This window comes from Prevotella melaninogenica, from assembly GCF_003609775.1.
Lineage (GTDB): Bacteria > Bacteroidota > Bacteroidia > Bacteroidales > Bacteroidaceae > Prevotella > Prevotella melaninogenica_A.
The window spans coordinates 1,439,180-1,457,447 of the sequence record NZ_AP018049.1 but is presented as its reverse complement, the minus strand read 5'-3'; the positions used below and the strand labels follow the sequence as shown (position 1 = coordinate 1,457,447).

Annotated in this window: 18 protein-coding genes; 10 read left to right on the top strand and 8 right to left on the bottom strand. The window is 41.5% G+C overall.

Going from position 1 to position 18,268, the window contains the following annotated elements:
• Positions 1 to 115 precede the first annotated feature (115 nt).
• From PMEL_RS05940 to radC, 3 genes are all read left to right on the top strand, one after another.
• On the top strand, positions 116 to 1,156 hold the full coding sequence (locus PMEL_RS05940; RefSeq protein WP_120174400.1) for a glycosyltransferase: 1,041 nt from the start codon (positions 116 to 118) through the stop codon (positions 1,154 to 1,156).
• Between the two features lie 135 nt (positions 1,157 to 1,291).
• Positions 1,292 to 1,678 (top strand): four helix bundle protein, encoded by a 387-nt coding sequence (locus PMEL_RS05935; RefSeq protein WP_120174399.1) that lies wholly within the window; start codon positions 1,292 to 1,294, stop codon positions 1,676 to 1,678.
• Between the two features lie 163 nt (positions 1,679 to 1,841).
• Complete coding sequence (gene radC, locus PMEL_RS05930) at positions 1,842 to 2,540, top strand: RadC family protein (protein WP_120174398.1); 699 nt, start codon at positions 1,842 to 1,844, stop codon at positions 2,538 to 2,540.
• A 64-nt stretch (positions 2,541 to 2,604) separates the two neighbouring features.
• Here radC and PMEL_RS12135 read toward each other — a convergent pair whose 3' ends face one another.
• A complete protein-coding gene (locus tag PMEL_RS12135; RefSeq protein ID WP_145985353.1) occupies positions 2,605 to 2,814 on the bottom strand; it encodes a hypothetical protein in 210 nt (69 codons plus the stop codon).
• Positions 2,815 to 3,010: 196 nt separating this feature from the next.
• Here PMEL_RS12135 and PMEL_RS05925 point away from each other — a divergent pair, with 196 nt between their 5' ends.
• Positions 3,011 to 3,331: a metal-sulfur cluster assembly factor gene (locus PMEL_RS05925; protein WP_120174655.1), complete on the top strand. Its 321-nt coding sequence runs from the start codon at positions 3,011 to 3,013 to the stop codon at positions 3,329 to 3,331.
• Between the two features lie 154 nt (positions 3,332 to 3,485).
• A complete protein-coding gene (locus tag PMEL_RS05920; protein WP_120174397.1) occupies positions 3,486 to 4,250 on the top strand; it encodes a UDP-2,3-diacylglucosamine diphosphatase in 765 nt (254 codons plus the stop codon).
• Positions 4,251 to 4,632: 382 nt separating this feature from the next.
• On the opposite strand, the gene PMEL_RS05915 is transcribed toward PMEL_RS05920, so the two are convergent.
• Together PMEL_RS05915 and pta are read right to left on the bottom strand one after the other, a co-directional pair.
• Positions 4,633 to 5,838 carry an acetate kinase gene (locus PMEL_RS05915; RefSeq protein ID WP_120174396.1) on the bottom strand — a complete coding sequence of 402 codons (1,206 nt, stop codon included), beginning with the start codon at positions 5,836 to 5,838 and terminating at the stop codon, positions 4,633 to 4,635.
• A gap of 118 nt (positions 5,839 to 5,956) precedes the next feature.
• Positions 5,957 to 7,000: a phosphate acetyltransferase gene (gene pta / locus PMEL_RS05910; protein ID WP_120174395.1), complete on the bottom strand. Its 1,044-nt coding sequence runs from the start codon at positions 6,998 to 7,000 to the stop codon at positions 5,957 to 5,959.
• A 454-nt stretch (positions 7,001 to 7,454) separates the two neighbouring features.
• Here pta and PMEL_RS05905 point away from each other — a divergent pair, with 454 nt between their 5' ends.
• On the top strand, positions 7,455 to 9,200 hold the full coding sequence (locus PMEL_RS05905) for a GNAT family N-acetyltransferase (RefSeq protein WP_120174394.1): 1,746 nt from the start codon (positions 7,455 to 7,457) through the stop codon (positions 9,198 to 9,200).
• A gap of 320 nt (positions 9,201 to 9,520) precedes the next feature.
• Here PMEL_RS05905 and cdaA read toward each other — a convergent pair whose 3' ends face one another.
• The 4 genes from cdaA to efp form a co-directional block, all read right to left on the bottom strand.
• Complete coding sequence (gene cdaA, locus PMEL_RS05900; protein WP_120174393.1) at positions 9,521 to 10,297, bottom strand: diadenylate cyclase CdaA; 777 nt, start codon at positions 10,295 to 10,297, stop codon at positions 9,521 to 9,523.
• A gap of 120 nt (positions 10,298 to 10,417) precedes the next feature.
• On the bottom strand, positions 10,418 to 11,260 hold the full coding sequence (gene folP / locus PMEL_RS05895; RefSeq protein WP_120174392.1) for a dihydropteroate synthase: 843 nt from the start codon (positions 11,258 to 11,260) through the stop codon (positions 10,418 to 10,420).
• A 471-nt stretch (positions 11,261 to 11,731) separates the two neighbouring features.
• Positions 11,732 to 12,559 (bottom strand): hypothetical protein, encoded by an 828-nt coding sequence (locus tag PMEL_RS05890; RefSeq protein ID WP_120174391.1) that lies wholly within the window; start codon positions 12,557 to 12,559, stop codon positions 11,732 to 11,734.
• A gap of 359 nt (positions 12,560 to 12,918) precedes the next feature.
• The gene (efp, locus tag PMEL_RS05885; protein ID WP_120174390.1) at positions 12,919 to 13,485 is read right to left on the bottom strand and encodes an elongation factor P; all 567 of its coding nucleotides are present in this window, start codon (positions 13,483 to 13,485) and stop codon (positions 12,919 to 12,921) included.
• A gap of 217 nt (positions 13,486 to 13,702) precedes the next feature.
• Between efp and rpmH the strand changes: the two genes are divergently transcribed.
• The 4 genes from rpmH to PMEL_RS05865 all read left to right on the top strand — a co-directional run bounded on the left by rpmH (position 13,703) and on the right by PMEL_RS05865 (position 17,122).
• Positions 13,703 to 13,858, top strand: coding sequence for a 50S ribosomal protein L34 (gene rpmH, locus PMEL_RS05880; RefSeq protein WP_004361653.1), 156 nt, complete (start codon positions 13,703 to 13,705; stop codon positions 13,856 to 13,858).
• Positions 13,859 to 14,076: 218 nt separating this feature from the next.
• Positions 14,077 to 14,856: a PASTA domain-containing protein gene (locus PMEL_RS05875; RefSeq protein WP_120174389.1), complete on the top strand. Its 780-nt coding sequence runs from the start codon at positions 14,077 to 14,079 to the stop codon at positions 14,854 to 14,856.
• A gap of 6 nt (positions 14,857 to 14,862) precedes the next feature.
• A complete protein-coding gene (locus tag PMEL_RS05870; RefSeq protein WP_120174388.1) occupies positions 14,863 to 15,960 on the top strand; it encodes an RluA family pseudouridine synthase in 1,098 nt (365 codons plus the stop codon).
• A 163-nt stretch (positions 15,961 to 16,123) separates the two neighbouring features.
• Positions 16,124 to 17,122, top strand: coding sequence for a D-alanine--D-alanine ligase (locus tag PMEL_RS05865; RefSeq protein WP_120174387.1), 999 nt, complete (start codon positions 16,124 to 16,126; stop codon positions 17,120 to 17,122).
• Positions 17,123 to 17,261: 139 nt separating this feature from the next.
• Here PMEL_RS05865 and PMEL_RS05860 read toward each other — a convergent pair whose 3' ends face one another.
• Complete coding sequence (locus PMEL_RS05860; RefSeq protein WP_120174386.1) at positions 17,262 to 18,215, bottom strand: M48 family metallopeptidase; 954 nt, start codon at positions 18,213 to 18,215, stop codon at positions 17,262 to 17,264.
• Between the last annotated feature and the right edge of the window lie 53 nt (positions 18,216 to 18,268).

Below are 18,268 nucleotides of genomic sequence, written 5' to 3'. Positions count from 1 at the left end.
AGTACGTTTTACGATTGAATTTGTGACAAGAGGAGGACAGAAAGAGAGTTATTTTGGAAGAATAATTTATCAATTTACTTGTCATTCACGAACAAAGTATTATCTTTGCAATATTATGAAGTACAGCATCATTGTTCCTGTTTTCAACCGTCCAGATGAGGTTGACGAACTATTGGAGAGCCTGCTCAGCCAGGAGGAGAAGGATTTTGAGGTCGTTATCGTTGAAGATGGCTCACAAATTCCGTGTAAGGCGGTGTGCGATAAGTATGCTGACAGGCTTGACCTGCACTATTATAGCAAGGAAAATTCAGGGCCAGGGCAGAGCCGTAACTATGGTGCTGAGCGTGCAAAGGGTGAGTATTTGCTTATTCTTGACTCTGATGTTGTACTTCCGAAGGGTTATATCCGTGCTGTAAGCAAGGAGTTAGAGCGCGAGCCTGCGGACGCTTTTGGTGGTCCTGACTGTGCACATGACTCTTTTACAGATACCCAGAAGGCCATCTCTTATTCTATGACATCGTTCTTTACGACGGGAGGAATACGTGGTGGAAAGAAGAAACTTGACAAGTTCTATCCTCGTTCGTTTAATATGGGTATCCGTCGTGATGTCTATCAGGAGTTGGGTGGCTTTTCTAAGATGCGTTTTGGAGAGGATATTGACTTCTCTATTCGTATCTTCAAGGCAGGAAAGCGTTGTCGACTGTTCCCTGAGGCATGGGTGTGGCATAAGCGTCGTACGGACTTCCGCAAGTTCTGGAAGCAGGTTTACAATTCTGGTATCGCCCGCATTAACCTCTATAAGAAGTATCCTGAGTCGTTGAAACTTGTCCATCTCTTACCGATGGTATTTACTGTTGGAACGGCTTTATTGGTTCTGATGATTCTCTTTGGACTCTTCTTGCAGTTATTCCCAATTATTCATGTCTTTGGTAGTCTCCTTATCATGATGGGCTTGTTGCCACTGGTACTATACAGTGTCATTATCTGTGTGGATTCTGCTATGCAAAACAATAGTCTTAACATTGGTCTTCTAAGTATCGAAGCAGCCTTCATTCAGCTTACTGGCTACGGTTGTGGCTTTATTAGCGCATGGTGGAAACGCTGTGTATGTGGCATGGACGAATTTGCCGCATACGAAAAAAACTTCTATAAGTAATCCATAATTCATAATTCAAAATTCATAATTATGATTACCGATGTGAACTGAAATAGAAACTGTTGACGGCTCATTTATAGTTAATTGAGCCGTTATAATCTTAGACCTGAACTTAATTACAAACTATCTGATATTATGCTTAAACGTGAGAACAATATTCTATTGACGAAGGTCGATGCTTTTAGCAATAGGATAATACGCTTATATAAATATCTTAAAGACGAAGAAAAGGAGTTTATTCTGTCAAAACAGCTCCTTAGAAGTGGGACCAGTATTGGTGCGAATATAGCAGAAAGCCAGAGTGCACAAAGCTCTGCTGATTTTATACACAAACTTGAGGTAGCTCTTAAAGAGGCTAAGGAAACTCATTATTGGCTTGAAAAACTCTTGGTAGGCGAGTACATCAACGAGGGTGGATATAAGTCTATGAGTAATGATAATGTCGAAATAATCAAGTTGTTAACTTCTATTATTATCACGAAAAAGAGGAATATGAGAAGTGGACTCGATGTCAAATATTAGATAGATGAAGCACTTTGAATAAGTAGTATATTCATCTAAATGACAATGCATAATTGAAATTACAAACTTTGATGTATGAACACTGATTTACAAGTAATCATAATTTTGAATTCTGAATTCTGAATTTTGAATTAATGGTAATCATAATTATGAATTTTGAATTATGAATTCTGAATTTCCCAAACTATCTATCTCTCACTGGGCAGAGGCTGATCGCCCACGCGAAAAACTTGAAAGGCTGGGGGCTGGTGCACTCAGCGATGCCGAATTACTTGCTATTCTGATTGGTTCTGGTACACCCAAAGAGAGTGCAGTAGACCTGATGAAGCGTATTCTCAATGACTGTAATAATAATCTGAATACACTTGGAAAGCTTTCTATTCGTGATTTAGAGCAATACAAGGGTATCGGTTCTGCAAAGGCAATTACTATCCTCGCAGCTTGTGAATTAGGTAAAAGACGGCAGAAGGCGACAGTGGAAGAGGCACCAATACTCAATAGTGCCGAGAGTATCTACCAATTTATGCACACTACGATACAAGACCTTGATATCGAAGAAGGCTGGGTTTTAATGATGAAACAGAACTTCCGACTCATCGAAGCCAAGCGCATTTCGGTGGGTGGACTTACTATGGCACCTGTCGATCTTCGTCTGATGATGAAGGAGGTGCTGTTAAAGAACACTACCGTTTTGGCTTTTTGTCATAATCACCCCAGTGGCAGTACAAATCCAAGTAGGGAAGATGATATGCTGACATCGCATATTCATAAAGCCTGCGAATTGCTTCATATCCACTTTGCAGACCATGTAATACTCGCCGATGGAGGGTATTTCTCATATCGTGAGGAAGGAAAGTTATAGCTGAAAAAGGCTCTAAAAAATCTACATGCCATGTGTGTTGTCAGGTGAATATTTCCCATATAGGTTAGCCATAAGCGTCTGATAACATTCTTTGTAATGTCCATATCGGCTCTTTCTTCTTATCTTTAGCTGCTGCGTTATTACTCCGCACATGTGGTGTTGATGCTTCGCACGAGTTGTGTTGATGCTCCGCACCAATGGTGCGGAGTACTGAATAGCTTGCGTTGCACTTCTTTATCAAGACTGTTCGTCCTCCTATTATTAATTTATACACTGCAAATAGACTATTTTCTGTATGTAATCTCACAATAGAATATAACCTTTCTATAATGAATTATTGTGATTATAGTTTTTAATTACTATCTTTGCAAAAGATAGGCTGTGTTCGGCAATACGAAAGTAAACTTTTCATTGCGTTCACTTGCACTATGTTTAATAAAAAGATAATTCAATTAAAAGAATCACTAATTATGACAATAGAAGAGAAAACAAAGATAGAAGAAAGAATCGTTGACGTTTTGAAGACCGTTTACGACCCAGAGATACCAGTGAATATCTATGATCTTGGTATGATTTACAAGATTGATGTGGATGACGAGGGCAACCTTGATATGGATATGACCTTCACTTCTCCATCTTGTCCTGCTGCAGATTTCATTTTTGAAGACGTACGCACAAAGGTGGAAAGTGTAGAAGGTGTTAAGACTGCAAACATCAACCTTGTCTTTGAACCAGTATGGGATCAAAGCATGATGACAGAAGAGGCACGTGTTGAATTAGGCTTCGAGTAAGCCTGTTTACGCTCCCTTGTAGAATAGAGCATCTAAGCCTCTGTTTAAGTAGGGCTGTATTGTCTCTGCCATTTTGTCCCTTCTTCTGGGGCATTGCCTCAGAATAAAGGACAGAATCATCACCCCTTATTATCCTTCCCCATTACCCAATGACATGAAGAATATCTATTTCCTCTCCGATGCACACCTCGGATCACTCGCTATAGAGCACCGTCGCACACATGAACGACGCCTTGTACGCTTCTTGGATACTATTAAGCATAAGGCTGCCGCAGTTTATTTGTTAGGCGATATGTTCGACTTTTGGAATGAGTATAAATATGTTGTTCCTAAAGGTTTTACTCGTTTCCTTGGTAAAATATCTGAGTTAACGGATATGGGAGTGGAGGTTCATTTCTTCACAGGAAACCATGACCTTTGGACTTATGGGTATTTGGAGAAAGAATGTGGTGTAATCCTGCATCGTAAACCTGTTACAACAGAGATTTACGATAAGGTCTTTTACCTTGCGCATGGGGATGGATTAGGTGACCCTGATCCAAAGTTTCGCTTCCTTCGTAAAGTGTTTCATAATCCTTTCTGTCAACGACTACTCAACTTCTTTCACCCTTGGTGGGGTATGCAGTTAGGTTTGAACTGGGCAAAAAGGAGTAGACTGAAACGTGCTGATGGAAAGGAAGTTCCCTTCTTGGGCGAAGATAAGGAGTATCTGGTGCAGTACACGAAGGAGTATATGTCCACACATAAAGACATAGACTATTATATTTACGGACACCGTCATATTGAACTCGATCTCACCTTGTCGCGGAAGGCTCGTTTATTAATTCTTGGTGACTGGATATGGCAGTTCACTTATGCCGTATTTGATGGTGAACACATGTTCCTTGAAGAGTATGTAGAAGGTGAAAGCAAGCCTTAAGAAACGTAAAAATATCCTATTTGTAAAGACAAAAGGGTATTTTTTAAGTATAAAAAGTGAATTTTCGCAAAATAATTTGGAGGTTACGAAACAAAAGTGTAACTTTGCATTGTCTTTAAGAGGGATGAGTAACAACTCATTACCGAGATAAGATAAAAGAGGCTTAAGCCCTAAATTCGATTTAAGACATTCATAATATAAAATTAAAACTCAGGTTTGTAGATTAAGTTTAGTCAAAAGAAAGGTAGTTGTCGTGAGATAACTACCTTTCGCATTTTTATGGAGTTTTATTGCTGTTTGCCAGCGTAAGTATACAATTATAGGCGTTATTAGGTATTTTATGAAAGTATAAAATCGCCTATAACGCCTATATCTGTCTTCATTATTTCTTCAAGTCCTTAACAAGTTCCTGTGTGTCACGAGCAATAACAATCTCCTCGTCGGTAGGAACAAGTACAACCTTAACCTTTGAGTCATCGGTAGAGATGATTCTCTCCTCACCACGACACATGTTGCGCTCCTTGTCAAGCTTAACACCAAGATACTCCATATCCTGGCAAGCATCCCAACGAAGACCCGTCTGATTCTCGCCAACACCAGCTGTCCAAACGATGATGTCAACACCATTCATTGCTGCAGCGTATGCACCAATGTACTTCTTAATACGATAAGTGTACATCTGCAATGCCAAATGAGCCATCTTATCACCTGCGTTGTCAGCGTTCTCAATGTCGCGCATATCCGAACTAATACCTGTAATACCAAGTACACCGCACTCCTTGTTGAGGTAGTCTGCCATCTCCTGTGGCTTCTTACCGAGCTTTTCCATCAGATAAGTAACAGCAGAAGGGTCGATATCACCAGAGCGTGAACCCATCATCAAACCAGCCAATGGGGTCAAGCCCATTGAGGTGTCGATAACCTTACCACCCTTGATAGCTGTGATAGAGGCACCATTACCAATGTGGCAAGTGATAATCTTCTGTGTCTTGATGTCAACACCAAGCATCTCGCAAACACGATGTGATACGTAGCGATGACTCGTACCGTGGAAACCATAGCGGCGAACATGGTACTTCTTGTAGAGATCATAAGGTACTGCGTAGAGGTAAGCGTAGTCAGGCATTGTGCTGTGGAAAGCATTGTCGAATACAACTACCTGTGGAGTGTGAGGCATTAAAGCATCAACAGCACGTAAACCACGCAAGTGACCAGCGTTGTGAACAGGTGCAAGGTCGATAAGACTCTCAATACCATCTTCCACTTCCTTGGTTACGATGCAGCTCTTCTCAAAGAGGTCGCCACCCTGTACGACACGATGACCAACAGCATCAATCTCGTCGAGGTTTTTCAGTGCACCAATCTCTGGGGCGAGGAGCACCTTGAATACGAGCGCAACACCCTCCTTGTGGGTTGGAAGGTCAGCCATAATCTGCTTCTTCTCGCCATTGTCAAGTTTTACTTTGATGAATGCCTCATCGAGTCCGATACGCTCAACACCACCCTGAGCCAATACAGACTCATCTGTCATATCGTACAGTTTGTACTTAATGGAACTACTACCGCAGTTTAAAACTAATATCTTCATATAAAGAACTATTATTTTAGAAGGATGCTATAGGGGGTGTTTTATAAGCGTCTTATTGCTCTTTGCGCATTTCTAAAATGCTCTCAGAACCCCTAAATCATCATTTCCAATTCTACTTTTATTTCTTAGAATCCTGTGCTTGGCAGGCTGTGATAGCTACCATATAATAGATATCATCAACACAACAACCACGAGAAAGGTCGTTTACAGGGCGAGCAATACCCTGAAGGATTGGGCCAATCGCCTTTGCACCACCGAGTCGCTCAATCAGCTTATAGCCGATGTTGCCTACCTCAAGGTTAGGAACAATGAGTACGTTTGCCTTACCTGCGATGCTTGAACCCGGTGCCTTCTTAGCTGCAACGGCTGGAACTAATGCTGCATCAGCCTGCAACTCGCCGTCAACCTTCAACTCAGGGAATCTCTCTTTGGCAATCTTTGTAGCCTCAACAACCTTATCAATGATATAAACGCTCTTACCAGTCTCACGGTCCTTAGCATCCTGAGCAGAACCCTTTGTTGAGAAGCTCAGCATAGCAACGTATGGATTGTGGAAGCCTGCAACACTCTTTGCAGTCTCAGCAGTGGTATATGCAATCTGAGCTAACTGGTCAGCAGTTGGGTTTGGAGTAACAGCAACGTCGCCCATAACGACAATACCGTTCTCGCCATACTGCTCCTCGTGTGTAAGAATCAACATAGCACCACTCACACAGCTGATACCTGGCGCACATTTAATAATCTGCAAAGCAGGACGAAGTGTGTCACCAGTTGTAGAGAGAGCACCAGAAATCTGACCATCAGCACCTTCAGTCTTGATAATCATACAGCCGAGGTAGAGGTTGTTCTTGGTAACCAGTTCGCGAGCCTGCTCGATTGTCATGCCCTTCTTCTGGCGCAATTCAGCCAATTTCTCAGCATATTCTTCACTCTTTGGGTTGTTCTCTGGGTCAACAATGGTAGCCTTGTCAATGTTCTTAAGCCCCCATTCTTCGGCAAGCTTATGGATGTTGGCTGGGTTTCCAATGAGGATCAGATTGGCGATGTCATCAGCTAATACTCTGTCAGCTGCCCTAAGGGTACGCTCCTCTTCTGCCTCGGGGAGCACGATACGTTGCTTATCGGCTTTAGCACGTGCAACGATTTGCTCTAATAAGTCCATATATGTCTTTTAAAATGTAATTATTATAAATTCTGTTTTTGCTATGCAAAGATAGCAAAAGAAAGTTATAATTCCAAACATAATTATCGTTTTCTCCTATAAAACAGGTTTATACAGGTTGGCAATCATTTTCCATCTACTTTCGTTGTGAGTATCTTCTATATATAATAGGGACAAAGATGTCTTTTTCTTCGTATTTTTTAGCGATGTATTTTTGTTCCGCACATGTGGTGTTGATGCTCCGCACATGTGGTGCGCATGGTAAACACCAATCGTGCTGAGGGCTAACAGTCTTGTAGTGTATTGTCAGTTTGATTGCAATTTGTTGTTAGGAAAGAGTTATACTATTAAAAGATGCAAATGAAGTTTTATTGGGTAGTAATAAAAACAATTTACTCTTTGGGTGTCTTAGGTTTTCTATATACCTTTGTGTTTCAAACAAAACAGATAAGTTATGATTAAATTTCACGATGTTAAGACAACTGACCGTGAATTGATACAAGGCTACACGCTGTGTGGCGACCGCATGAATTGTGATTTAAGTTTTGCAAATATCATCTCTTGGCGGTTTCTATATAACACGCAAATAGCTGAGGTTGACGGCTTTTTAGTGTTCCGTTTTTATACGGGACATCATCTTGCCTATATGGCTCCAGTGTGGAAATGTAAGTGGGATGAGGCTATGCGTGAGCGTTTTGCAGCTGTTATTAGACAGATGCGAGATGATGCAATCACCTTGGGTCATCCCTTCTTATTGTTGGGTGTTTGTTCTTATATGGTTAGTGTTTTGGAGGAAACTTTCCCAGACACTTTCTTTATAAAGCCCGATCGCGACCATTTTGATTACATCTACACTCGTGAAAAGTTGGCAACTCTGTCTGGTAAGAAACTTCAAGGCAAACGAAATCATTGTAATAAGTTCCGTAAGAGCTATCCTAACTATGAGTATCGTCCGCTTACAAAGGAGATGATACCCGAGTGTATTGCTGTAGAAGAAAACTGGAGGGCTGTCACAAAGGAGGAAAGTGAAAATACCGAGGAACTCTCTGAAGAACTTCGTTCTATGACACGTGTCTTTGATTTGTGGGATGAGATAGGTGCCAGTGGTGGTACGATATGGGTAGATGGAAAGCTGATAGCCTTTACTTTCGGCTGCCCTATTACGAATAAGGTGTTTGATGTCTGTGTAGAAAAGGCTGATACGGCATACGAAGGATCATTCTCTATTATCAATCAAGAGTTTGCACAGCACCTTCCAGAGCAGTATGAGTATATGAATCGTGAGGAAGACCTTGGAATAGAAGGACTCCGTTATGCGAAACTTTCCTATAAACCAGACATCCTTTTGGAGAAGAGTGTGGTCATGGAGAAATATCCTTTGGCGCAGGAGGAGTCACAAGAAAAGATTAAAGAAGAAACCATTGCTTTATGGCGTGATACCTTCCAAGACGTTGAAGCCTTCGTTCAACTTTATTTCTCACGTGTTTTTAAACCTGAATATAATGTTATCTGTCAGGTTGATCAGCACACGGTGGCTGCTCTTCAGACGCTTCCTTATACGCTGAAGTATTATAACGAGGAGGTGCAAACGGCTTATATTAGTGGTGTGAGTGTACGAGAAGAGTTCCGCAAACAGAATATGGGTAATAACCTAATGTCGCAGGCTCACTTCCGTCTTTATCATAAGGATGTGGTTTTTGCATCGTTGATACCTGCTGAAGAATGGCTTTACGATTGGTATGGGCGTTGCGGTTATACATGTAATATTACTTGTACACCAGCTCCAGAAGGTGTTGATAACATGGATTTTGCAACCTTCGATAGCTGGCAACGAACAAAGGATTGTGTACTTCTGCATGACGAAGAAGGGTTTGAGATTATCAAGGAAGATCATCGTATCTCATTGTCTATCGACCCGAATGCGCGTAGAGAAACAAAGGATATCCCGGGAATGATACGTATTATCAATGCTGAAAAGGCGTTGCAACTCTATGCAAACCGTCATCCAGAGCATGCAGAGAACATCCGAGTGTACAATGATTCGGATATTCCGATGAACAATATCTACTTCCAAATCAAGCAGGGATACGTCGTTAGAACCAATCATCCTTTGCCTGATACCCGTTCATTAACGATTGCTGAATTAGCTGATTATATCTTTAAGGATGATAAGCTTGAGATGAATTTAATGCTTAACTAAGGTGTTAGGTGTTAAGTGTTAGGTGTTGAAGATGTGTTAAAGTTTGGCGCATCTGGGGGAACATGTTGGTTAAATGGGTGTTGGGTGATGGTTGTTGGTTGTTAAGTGTTGGGTGTTGATGAATACTATATTAGGTGTTGTGTTATGGGTCTTGGTTGTTGATAATGTGTTAAAGTTTGGCGCATCTGAGGGAACATGTTGATAAATAAATTGGGTGTTAATGAATAGCAAGCTTATGACTATACATTAACACCCAAATCATATACCCTTTATAAGTATTCATCAACACCTAACACCCATCACCTATCACCCAACACCCATTACGCCATTACAATCTCCTTTGTAATGATACTCTCTAACTGCTCGGCAGAAAGGCGGAGTTGGAACTCACCACGTAGGGCAACACTGATGCGGCCTGTTTCCTCTGACACGATGATAGCCAATGCGTCGGAGTCTTGAGAGATACCCATTGCAGCACGATGTCGCAAGCCAAGTTCCTTTGGAATATCCTGCTTGTGGCTCACAGGAAGAATACAACCTGCAGCCTTGATACGACATTTCGAGATTACCATCGCACCATCATGGAGTGGAGAATTCTTGAAGAAGATGTTTTCTATAAGGCGTTGGTCGATACGAGCATCAATCAAGTCGCCTGTCTCAACGATGTCTTCTAATTTCACACCACGCTCAATAACAATCAGTGCACCTACCTTTCCGCGGCTCATACTCATACAAGCCATAACGATAGGCATGATTGTTTCTTTGTCAACTTCGCTTTTGTCACCCTTTCTTCTAAACAGTTTCATGATGTTGTTTACTCTTCTGTGAGCACCAAGGCTGTAAAGGAAGTGGCGAATTTCTTCTTGGAAAAGGACAATGAAACCGATAGCACCTACCGAAACAAGTTTGTCCATGATGCTACCTAAGAGGCGCATCTCTAACACTTGACTCACAATGAGCCATGTGATAACGAACACCATAATACCGATAAAGACGTTCAGCGAGCGTGACTCCTTCATCAATCGGTAAATATAGTAGAGCATCAGTGCTACCAGCACGATGTCGATTACATCTTTTATTCCAAATGGGAAAAACATAATAGCAAAGTTACTACCCGTGTCGCCATGGTTCCCTCTCATGCGGTGGAGGACTTAGATGCTGACGGCGGGTGAAATGTAGGGTGTCTATTGGTTTATAATTAATATGTTGAATCTTTCTTACTGCTCTGCATTCTGGCGCATTGCTTCAACGATTTTCACAGCTTCAACAGCAGGACGAACGTCATGAACGCGAAGAATGTTTGCTCCTTTCATTAGGGCGATAGTGTTCAGAACGGTTGTGCCGTTAAGACTTTCATCTGCTGTTATACCTAAAAGTTGATGAATCATGCGCTTACGGCTGATGCCAACAAGTAGAGGAAGCTCCATTACTTGCAATCGCTCCATCACACTCAGCAAGGTATAGTTGCCTTCTACAGCACCCTTTCCAAAGCCAAAGCCGGGATCGAGGATAATGTCTTTTTGTCCTAAGGCACGTAGCTCTTGCACTTCACGTGAGAAGTTGATGAACATATCGTGTAGGTTGGCTGCCGTAGACATTAATATATAAGGTGTACCTAATTCGGCGACAGTAGGGAACATCTCTGGGTCTTTTCCCTCTTCAACATCGTTGATGATGTCAGCTCCGAACTCCTCAACTGTGCGTCTGGCAATCGAAGCATGGAAGGTGTCAACCGAGATGATAGCGTCAGACTCGGCATCTCGGATAATAGGGAGGGCAAAAGCTAATCTACGCATCTCCTCCTCAGCACTGATAGCTTCACTGCCTGGACGAGTAGAGCAAGCTCCAACGTCAATAATCTTCGCACCTTCTGCCACAATCTCATGGGCACGTTGGCGGATAGCCTCCTCCGTCTGTACACGACTGCCGGCAAAGAAAGAGTCTGGTGTCACGTTCATGATACCCATAACGAGTGGGTGGCTCAAATCGATGAGTTGTCCTCGCACGTTGATAGTATAGTTAACGGGCTTTACATCTGCCCCAAGGTTCATACTTTCCATATCCGCAAAGGTAATGCAAAAGTAGCATATACGTGAATTTTGAATTAAGAAATTTGATATAGTGGGGGAGACAGGGTAATCTTAAGACAGGGTAACAGAGTAGTAGGGGACGTGTTAAGACATAGTAACAGAGGAACGAAAGATTAGGATTAACATGGAATAGGACGTTATTTGTGTTGAAAATCAGTATTTTTTGGCTTGTTGTTTAGTAGGTATGGCGGGTTGGTTCATAAGCAAGTTTCGAATTATTTTCATGAAAAAAATATTTCTTTTCATGAAGAAAAATATTTCTTGTCGTGAAAATAAATCTTTTTGTTCATGAAAATAATACGTGTTCGTTGTCTTACTGCTTTCGAAAAAACAGTTGTTAGGATGTTAGGATGCCATATTAATAATGTGAATTAACCCTTGATAATTAGATGTAAACATATTGTTGTAGACGAAGCTGAACTTATTTGTGGTTATAGTCTATCATTCTGACAGAGGTTTTAAGTAGTCAAAAAATTTTGATTTTACAAATTCTCTGTAGTGGTACATGACTCCCTCATAGTTATTTTCTTCGCTATGTCTGGCACTGGGGTGATAAGAGCATAGAATAACGGTAGTGGTTTTTGCCTCTTTATTAAAATGTACACATAAACTTTTATGTCCATCAAATTCGTGAATCTCCTCGGCAGGATACATTTCTCTGACCGTAGCATATATTTTAGAATTAGTGCAAACAATGATGTTTGGCTTGAGTATTTCAACCTCTTTCTTTAGAAGATGTCCGTAAGTGTGAAGGTGGTGTCCCAGTACCTTTGTTGCTAATTTTGTGCTACCAGGTTGTTTTTTACATTCAACAAAAGCAAAAGGTTGTGTGTTGAAAAACTCTTTCTGTTTATCAAAGTGCATCTTTATTTCTGGCAGCCACCACTGTTCTTCCTCATCTCTGTTTACCTTGGAAAGTCCCCAATGTAGATTAGCTATGCGACATAGGAATTTAATTTCTAAATTGCGGTTCTTGCTTTTTAGTTTACGTTTGTCTTCAGAGTCTTCTTGCATATCCTTAAGCCAGAAACGAGTATCATCATTTGTTTCTGAAGGTTGGTCTTTTAGTAAGAATAGAATACGTCTATTAGATTTCTCCCAGCTATTGTACAATTCTTTTTTTGAAACATCATTTTTCCACATAATCCCATCACATGTGAAGATAGGTTCTCCATTAGTGTCAAGTAAAGGGACTTCTTCCTTTTCTTTAAGTTCTGCTTTCCATTTAGGGAAAACTTCTTTGTCAAGGCGTAGGTTATAGTCTTCCATTTTGTATAGGTTTATTAATCTGTTCAAATGTTTATCTCTGTGATAATTGAATGCTCTTTATATGCTCTACCTAATATGTACTGTTGGTGAAGTCTTCTGTTAAATCAAATCTTGCTGTCACTGCTATCACATAAAATCATTACTTAACTCATTAGCTTACAGTAGGGTTGAGTGAAATGTTAAAAGTGACAGCAAATTAAAACAAAACTATTCTTGTAAGATACCTAATAGCTTCTCGATCTTTAGAAAGGCTTTAGCACTTTATATATAGGAAGAATAAAAAATAGGATATGTCAGTTGCCTGACACATCCTATATTATATAATGTTTAATGATAGTCTGTCTGTTGACAGGCAGGACTTAGCCATTTACACGACCTAAGTAGCTACCATCGCGAGTGTCAATCTGGATAACCTCACCCTCGTTGATGAAGAGAGGAACACGAACAACAGCACCAGTCTCAAGAGTAGCAGGCTTTGTTGCGTTAGTAGCAGTGTTACCCTTCACACCTGGCTCGCTGTGTGTAATAGTCAATGTAGTCTTAACAGGCATCTCTGCGAGGAGGATTGTGCCGTCAGAAGTATCTGTAACAACTTCTACAACATCACCTTCCTTCATATATTCAGAACCAGTAATCTGATGCTTAGAGATAGGAATCTGCTCGAAAGTCTCCTGATTCATGAAGATGTAACCAGTTGAATCCTCATAGAGGTACTGGTAAGGACGACGCTCAACACGTACATCCTCAAGCTTGAAACCAACCTGGAAGGTACGCTCAAGCACGCGACCGTCAGAAACATTCTTCAACTTGGTAATCATAACGGTGTTACCCTTGCCTGGCTTACGGTGCTGGAAGTCGATGCAAGTCCAAATTTTACCATCAAGACGAATACATGTTCCGATCTTGATTTCCTGTGAATTAATCATAATCTGTTAATATCTAATTTAATATTTTTATACGTTGATATCTCACTAATGCGGTGCAAAGTTACGGAAAATATGGAAAAAAACATAAATAATAAGCGTAAAAATCATCGTTTTCTTGGTTAATTCAAAAAGATTAAGTAATTTTGCAGCCCATAATGGCAAGTTTTGTCTTGCTGCTCTTATAATTCGCACAATAACAATAAAATAGGATAAGAAAATGAAAAGAACATTTCAGCCGCACAACCGTCGTCGTGTAAACAAGCACGGTTTCCGCGAGAGAATGGCAACAAAAAACGGCCGTCGTGTATTGGCTGCTCGTCGTGCCAAGGGTCGTAAGAAGTTAACTGTTTCTGACGAACATCACGGAAAGTAAAAAGTACGCCTTTTCCCTTAGAGGGATTTAGTGCGAAAACGGAAAGAAGTAGAGAGTATTCTTTGCTTCTTTCCGTTTTTTTATCTACCTTTGCCAAGTATAATGTTTAGTTGACGGGTTGATGAGTTGACTGGTTGACAAGTTATATGCTAATATTAGGAGTTGACAGGTTAACAGGTTAACAAGTTGACAAGTTAGAAGAAAAGTAAACAAGTTGAATGACAGCAAGAGAATTCTTCCATAAATTTAACAGCACATATATCTGGGGCAATATCCTGGCTATCGCTATCCTTGTGTCGATGTTGTGTATAGGAGTTAGGTTTGGTCTTGACTACTACACCCTTCATGGCGAATCTATTGTTGTGCCAAATGTAATTCATAAGCAGTATGGCGAAGCGGTGGATATCATGGATAAGGTTGGATTGACAATTGAAGTAACGGATACTGGATACGTGAAGGAACTTCCTGCTGACTGTATTCTTGAACAGTCGCCAGCTGGAGGTAAGCGTATTAAGTCTACTCACGTGATTTATGTAACTATCAATGCAGCAAGTGCTCCATCGCTTGTTATCCCTGATATTATTGATAACAACTCGCTTCGTGAGGCGCAGGCACAGTTGCTCTCTATGGGATTTAAGGTGGGTGAACCTGAGTATATTCCAGGAGAGAAAGATTGGATTTATGGTATCTTGGTGAAGGGTAAGCATGTTCAAGCGGGTGATCGTGTCCCATCAGATGCTGTGATTGTCTTGCAGGTGGGTGATGGTACGCGTCAGATTTCTGATACATCAGGATTGAAGGAGCCTGAGTATGAAGAAGTAGAAGTTGTAGAGAAGGTTCCTAAGTACGATATGGTTGAGGAATACGTAGAGGTTCCAGTTGATGAGAATGGCAATGAGATTAAAGACGGCCGTGGAAGGTCGGGATCTGGTGGCTCGGGCTCTTCTTCTCAGTCGGGCTTGCCAGCTGACCCTTCTTCAGTAAGACCAAAAGAATAATGCACTATGATGACAGAAGGAGAAACGATATTTGAGGATGAGCTTAATGATGACTTCCTTTCTGCTGAACCTAATGAGGGAGGGGAAGGTGAGTTGTATGAGCATTTCCGTGTCATTGTAGATAAAGGTCAGGAGCCTGTTCGTATAGATAAGTTCCTCTTTGAACGAATGCAACATTCCAGTCGTAACCGTATTCAGAAGGCTGCCGATGCTGGTTATATTCATGTGAACAATGTGCCAGTAAAGAGTAATTATAAGGTGCGTCCAGAGGATGTTATCACCTTGATGCTCGACCGTCCGAAGCATGATAATACGATAGAAGCAGAGGATATTCCTTTGGATGTTGTCTATGAAGACGATGTCTTGATGGTTATCAATAAGCCAGCGGGTCTTGTTGTGCATCCGGGAGCAGGTAATTTTCATGGTACATTGATTAATGCCATTGCTTGGCACTTGAAAGATATGCCTTCCTTCGACCCCAATGATCCTGAGGTAGGATTGGTGCATAGAATAGATAAGGACACAAGTGGGCTCTTGGTGATTGCAAAGACACCTGATGCAAAAACGGCATTGGGAAAGCAGTTCTTCAATAAAACTACCCATCGCAGCTATAATGCTATTGTTTGGGGAAACATAACGGAGGATGAAGGGCGCATCGAAGGGAACATTGCGCGTGATCCGAAAGACAGATTGCGTATGACGGTTTTCCCTCCTGACTCGGAGATAGGTAAACCAGCTGTTACACATTATCGTGTCATAGAACGCTTCGGCTACACAACACTCATAGAATGTATTCTTGAGACTGGTCGTACCCATCAGATTCGTGCGCACATGAAACACATCGGACACCCATTGTTTGGCGATGAACGTTATGGTGGAACAGAGATTCTGCGTGGTCAGCGTTCAAGCACTTACAAGGCTTTTATTCGTAATTGTCTTGCACTCTGTAATCGTCAGGCACTCCATGCTCGGACATTAGGTTTTGTTCATCCCGTAACGGGTGAGCAGATGGACTTCACCAGCGAACAGCCTGCAGACCTTGCTGCACTGATTGAGAAGTGGAGAGGCTTTATAAGTGGAAGAGCGGACGAGGTTGTTAGTTGACATGTGGACGAGTTGGCAAGTAAACGAGTTGACAAGGTATATGTTAATAAGTTGGGAGAATATTCAGATAAAAAGAAATAATAATAACCCATATTAACCCTACGAAGGAAATCAGGTAGTTTATTTTTAGAGAGGGAAAAGGGTATAAAAATAATAAGACACAATGAAAGATTCAAAGCGAACAATCGCTATCGTCTGTGGTGGCGACTCATCAGAACATGATGTTTCTATGCGTTCAGGACAGGGGTTATACTCTTTCTTTGACAAGGAACGTTACAATATATATATCGTTGATGTAAAGGGACTCGATTGGAATGTTGAATTACCTGATGGTAGTTTGTCACCAATCGATAAGAATGACTTTTCGTTTGTCATGAACGGTGAGCGAGTAGAGTTCGATTATGCCTATATCACAATTCATGGTCAGCCTGGCGAGAATGGTGTGATGCAGGGATACTTTGATCTTATCCAACTGCCTTACTCAACAGGAGGTGTCTTGGTTGAGGCTTTGACCTTCGATAAGTATGTACTTAATAATTACCTCCGTGGTCTTGGTGTCAAGGTAGCTGATAGTATTTTGCTTCGTCGTGGTGAAGAGTATGATGAGGCTGAGATTGAAAAGCGACTCGGTATGCCTTGCTTTGTGAAACCATCAGCTGATGGAAGTAGCTTTGGTGTATCAAAGGTGAAGAATATTGACCAACTTGCACCTGCTCTCCGTGTTGCTTTTATGCAGAGCGATGAGGTGATGATAGAGGCTTTCATGGATGGTATGGAAATCTCTCAGGGTGTTTATAAGACAAAGGATAAGTCGGTTGTCTTCCCAGCTACAGAGGTTGTGACAAGCAATGAGTTCTTTGATTACAACGCTAAGTATAATGGTCAGGTAGAGGAAATTACACCTGCTCGTATGTCAGACGAAACTGCTGAGCGTGTAGCTGCAGAAACAAGTCGCATCTATGATATTCTTCATGCAAATGGTATTATTCGTATCGACTACATCATTTCAAAGGATAAGGATGGTAAGGATGTTATCAATATGCTTGAAATCAATACCACACCAGGTATGACCGTCACCAGCTTTATTCCACAGCAGGTACGTGCCGCAGGCTTGGATATTAAGGAAGTTTTAAGCGAGATTGTTGAGAATCAATTTAAGTAAACAGACTGAATAAGTCTTTTTCTGAAAGATAAAAAAGAAGAGAGGGTATCAGAAAGCCAGTCGTAAGGACTATGGCACATCTGATACCCTCTCTCTTTATATGTCTATTAGTCGTAGACTCAGAAAGAATCTACTCTTCTTATCTCTTGCGAGGTGCAGGACGCTTGCCTACTGGGCGCTTACCAGCTGGCTTCTTACCAACAGTGCGGTTGCCAGAAGACTTGCGAGTTGAAGTCTGAGTGTTAGAACCCTGCTTTGTTGTTGTAGGCTCTTCATATACAATCTTTTCAGGCATCTTATTCTCTGGACGAGCGAAGCCATCCTTCTCTGCACGCTTACCCATTGTCTTGATACGCTTGTCGAGGTCAGGGTGTGACGAGAACATGCGCTGCCACTTACTGTCCTTCTTTACGCCAGCGTCCTCTTCCAACTTCTTCAACTTCTCGAAAGAGAGTGCAATAGCCCAAGGATTCTTACCATTCTTCTTGAGGAACTCATAGCCATAGGCATCAGCCTTGCTCTCCTGTTTCTGTGAGTAAGTCGCATTGAGCAGTGACTCACCGAGGCTACCAAGCTGTGACTCGCTTAATGCTGCAGCTGCTCCATTGGTTGAAGCGATTCCATCCTTCAAAGCTGAGGTCAGCAATGCGGTGCGGAAACCCTTCTTAGAGTCCTTGTGTGCAACGTGACCAATCTCATGACCGATAACACCCAGCAACTCTTCGTCTGTCATTACGTCCATCAATGAAGAGAATACGCGTACGCTACCATCAGGGCAAGCGAAAGCGTTTACGTCAGTAACATAATATACTTTGAAGTTCAAAGGAATACCTTCAACCTCGTTCAAACCTTGTGTAAGTCTGTTCAGACGCTTTGTGTATGGGCTCTTGGCATCACAAACATGATTATGTTCATCCATCCATGCAACATACTCTTTTACGTATTTTGCCATATCAGCATCTGTCAGTGTGGCTGCTTTAAGAACTTTTGTTGCACCTCCTGCAGCTTTACCAATATTGAATTGTGCCTGCATTGGCGTTGCTCCCAATAGGAGGAAGGCGCTAAGACATGCGCCAAAGATAGTTTTTTTCATACGAATTGTTTAATTAATGATTCCTTTTGATATGCAAATTTATATATAATTTT

Coding starts and splice junctions, on each gene's coding strand:
- PMEL_RS05870 (WP_120174388.1), top strand. CDS start 14,863: ATGATGACAGAAGGAGAAACGATATTTGAGGATGAGCTTAATGATGAC.
- PMEL_RS05905 (WP_120174394.1), top strand. CDS start 7,455: ATGATTAAATTTCACGATGTTAAGACAACTGACCGTGAATTGATACAA.
- PMEL_RS05915 (WP_120174396.1), bottom strand. CDS start 5,838: ATGAAGATATTAGTTTTAAACTGCGGTAGTAGTTCCATTAAGTACAAA.
- PMEL_RS05875 (WP_120174389.1), top strand. CDS start 14,077: ATGACAGCAAGAGAATTCTTCCATAAATTTAACAGCACATATATCTGG.
- PMEL_RS05865 (WP_120174387.1), top strand. CDS start 16,124: ATGAAAGATTCAAAGCGAACAATCGCTATCGTCTGTGGTGGCGACTCA.
- radC (WP_120174398.1), top strand. CDS start 1,842: ATGAATTCTGAATTTCCCAAACTATCTATCTCTCACTGGGCAGAGGCT.
- PMEL_RS05860 (WP_120174386.1), bottom strand. CDS start 18,215: ATGAAAAAAACTATCTTTGGCGCATGTCTTAGCGCCTTCCTCCTATTG.
- PMEL_RS05925 (WP_120174655.1), top strand. CDS start 3,011: ATGACAATAGAAGAGAAAACAAAGATAGAAGAAAGAATCGTTGACGTT.
- PMEL_RS05935 (WP_120174399.1), top strand. CDS start 1,292: ATGCTTAAACGTGAGAACAATATTCTATTGACGAAGGTCGATGCTTTT.
- cdaA (WP_120174393.1), bottom strand. CDS start 10,297: ATGTTTTTCCCATTTGGAATAAAAGATGTAATCGACATCGTGCTGGTA.
- PMEL_RS05940 (WP_120174400.1), top strand. CDS start 116: ATGAAGTACAGCATCATTGTTCCTGTTTTCAACCGTCCAGATGAGGTT.
- PMEL_RS05890 (WP_120174391.1), bottom strand. CDS start 12,559: ATGGAAGACTATAACCTACGCCTTGACAAAGAAGTTTTCCCTAAATGG.
- PMEL_RS05920 (WP_120174397.1), top strand. CDS start 3,486: ATGAAGAATATCTATTTCCTCTCCGATGCACACCTCGGATCACTCGCT.
- folP (WP_120174392.1), bottom strand. CDS start 11,260: ATGGAAAGTATGAACCTTGGGGCAGATGTAAAGCCCGTTAACTATACT.
- pta (WP_120174395.1), bottom strand. CDS start 7,000: ATGGACTTATTAGAGCAAATCGTTGCACGTGCTAAAGCCGATAAGCAA.
- efp (WP_120174390.1), bottom strand. CDS start 13,485: ATGATTAATTCACAGGAAATCAAGATCGGAACATGTATTCGTCTTGAT.
- rpmH (WP_004361653.1), top strand. CDS start 13,703: ATGAAAAGAACATTTCAGCCGCACAACCGTCGTCGTGTAAACAAGCAC.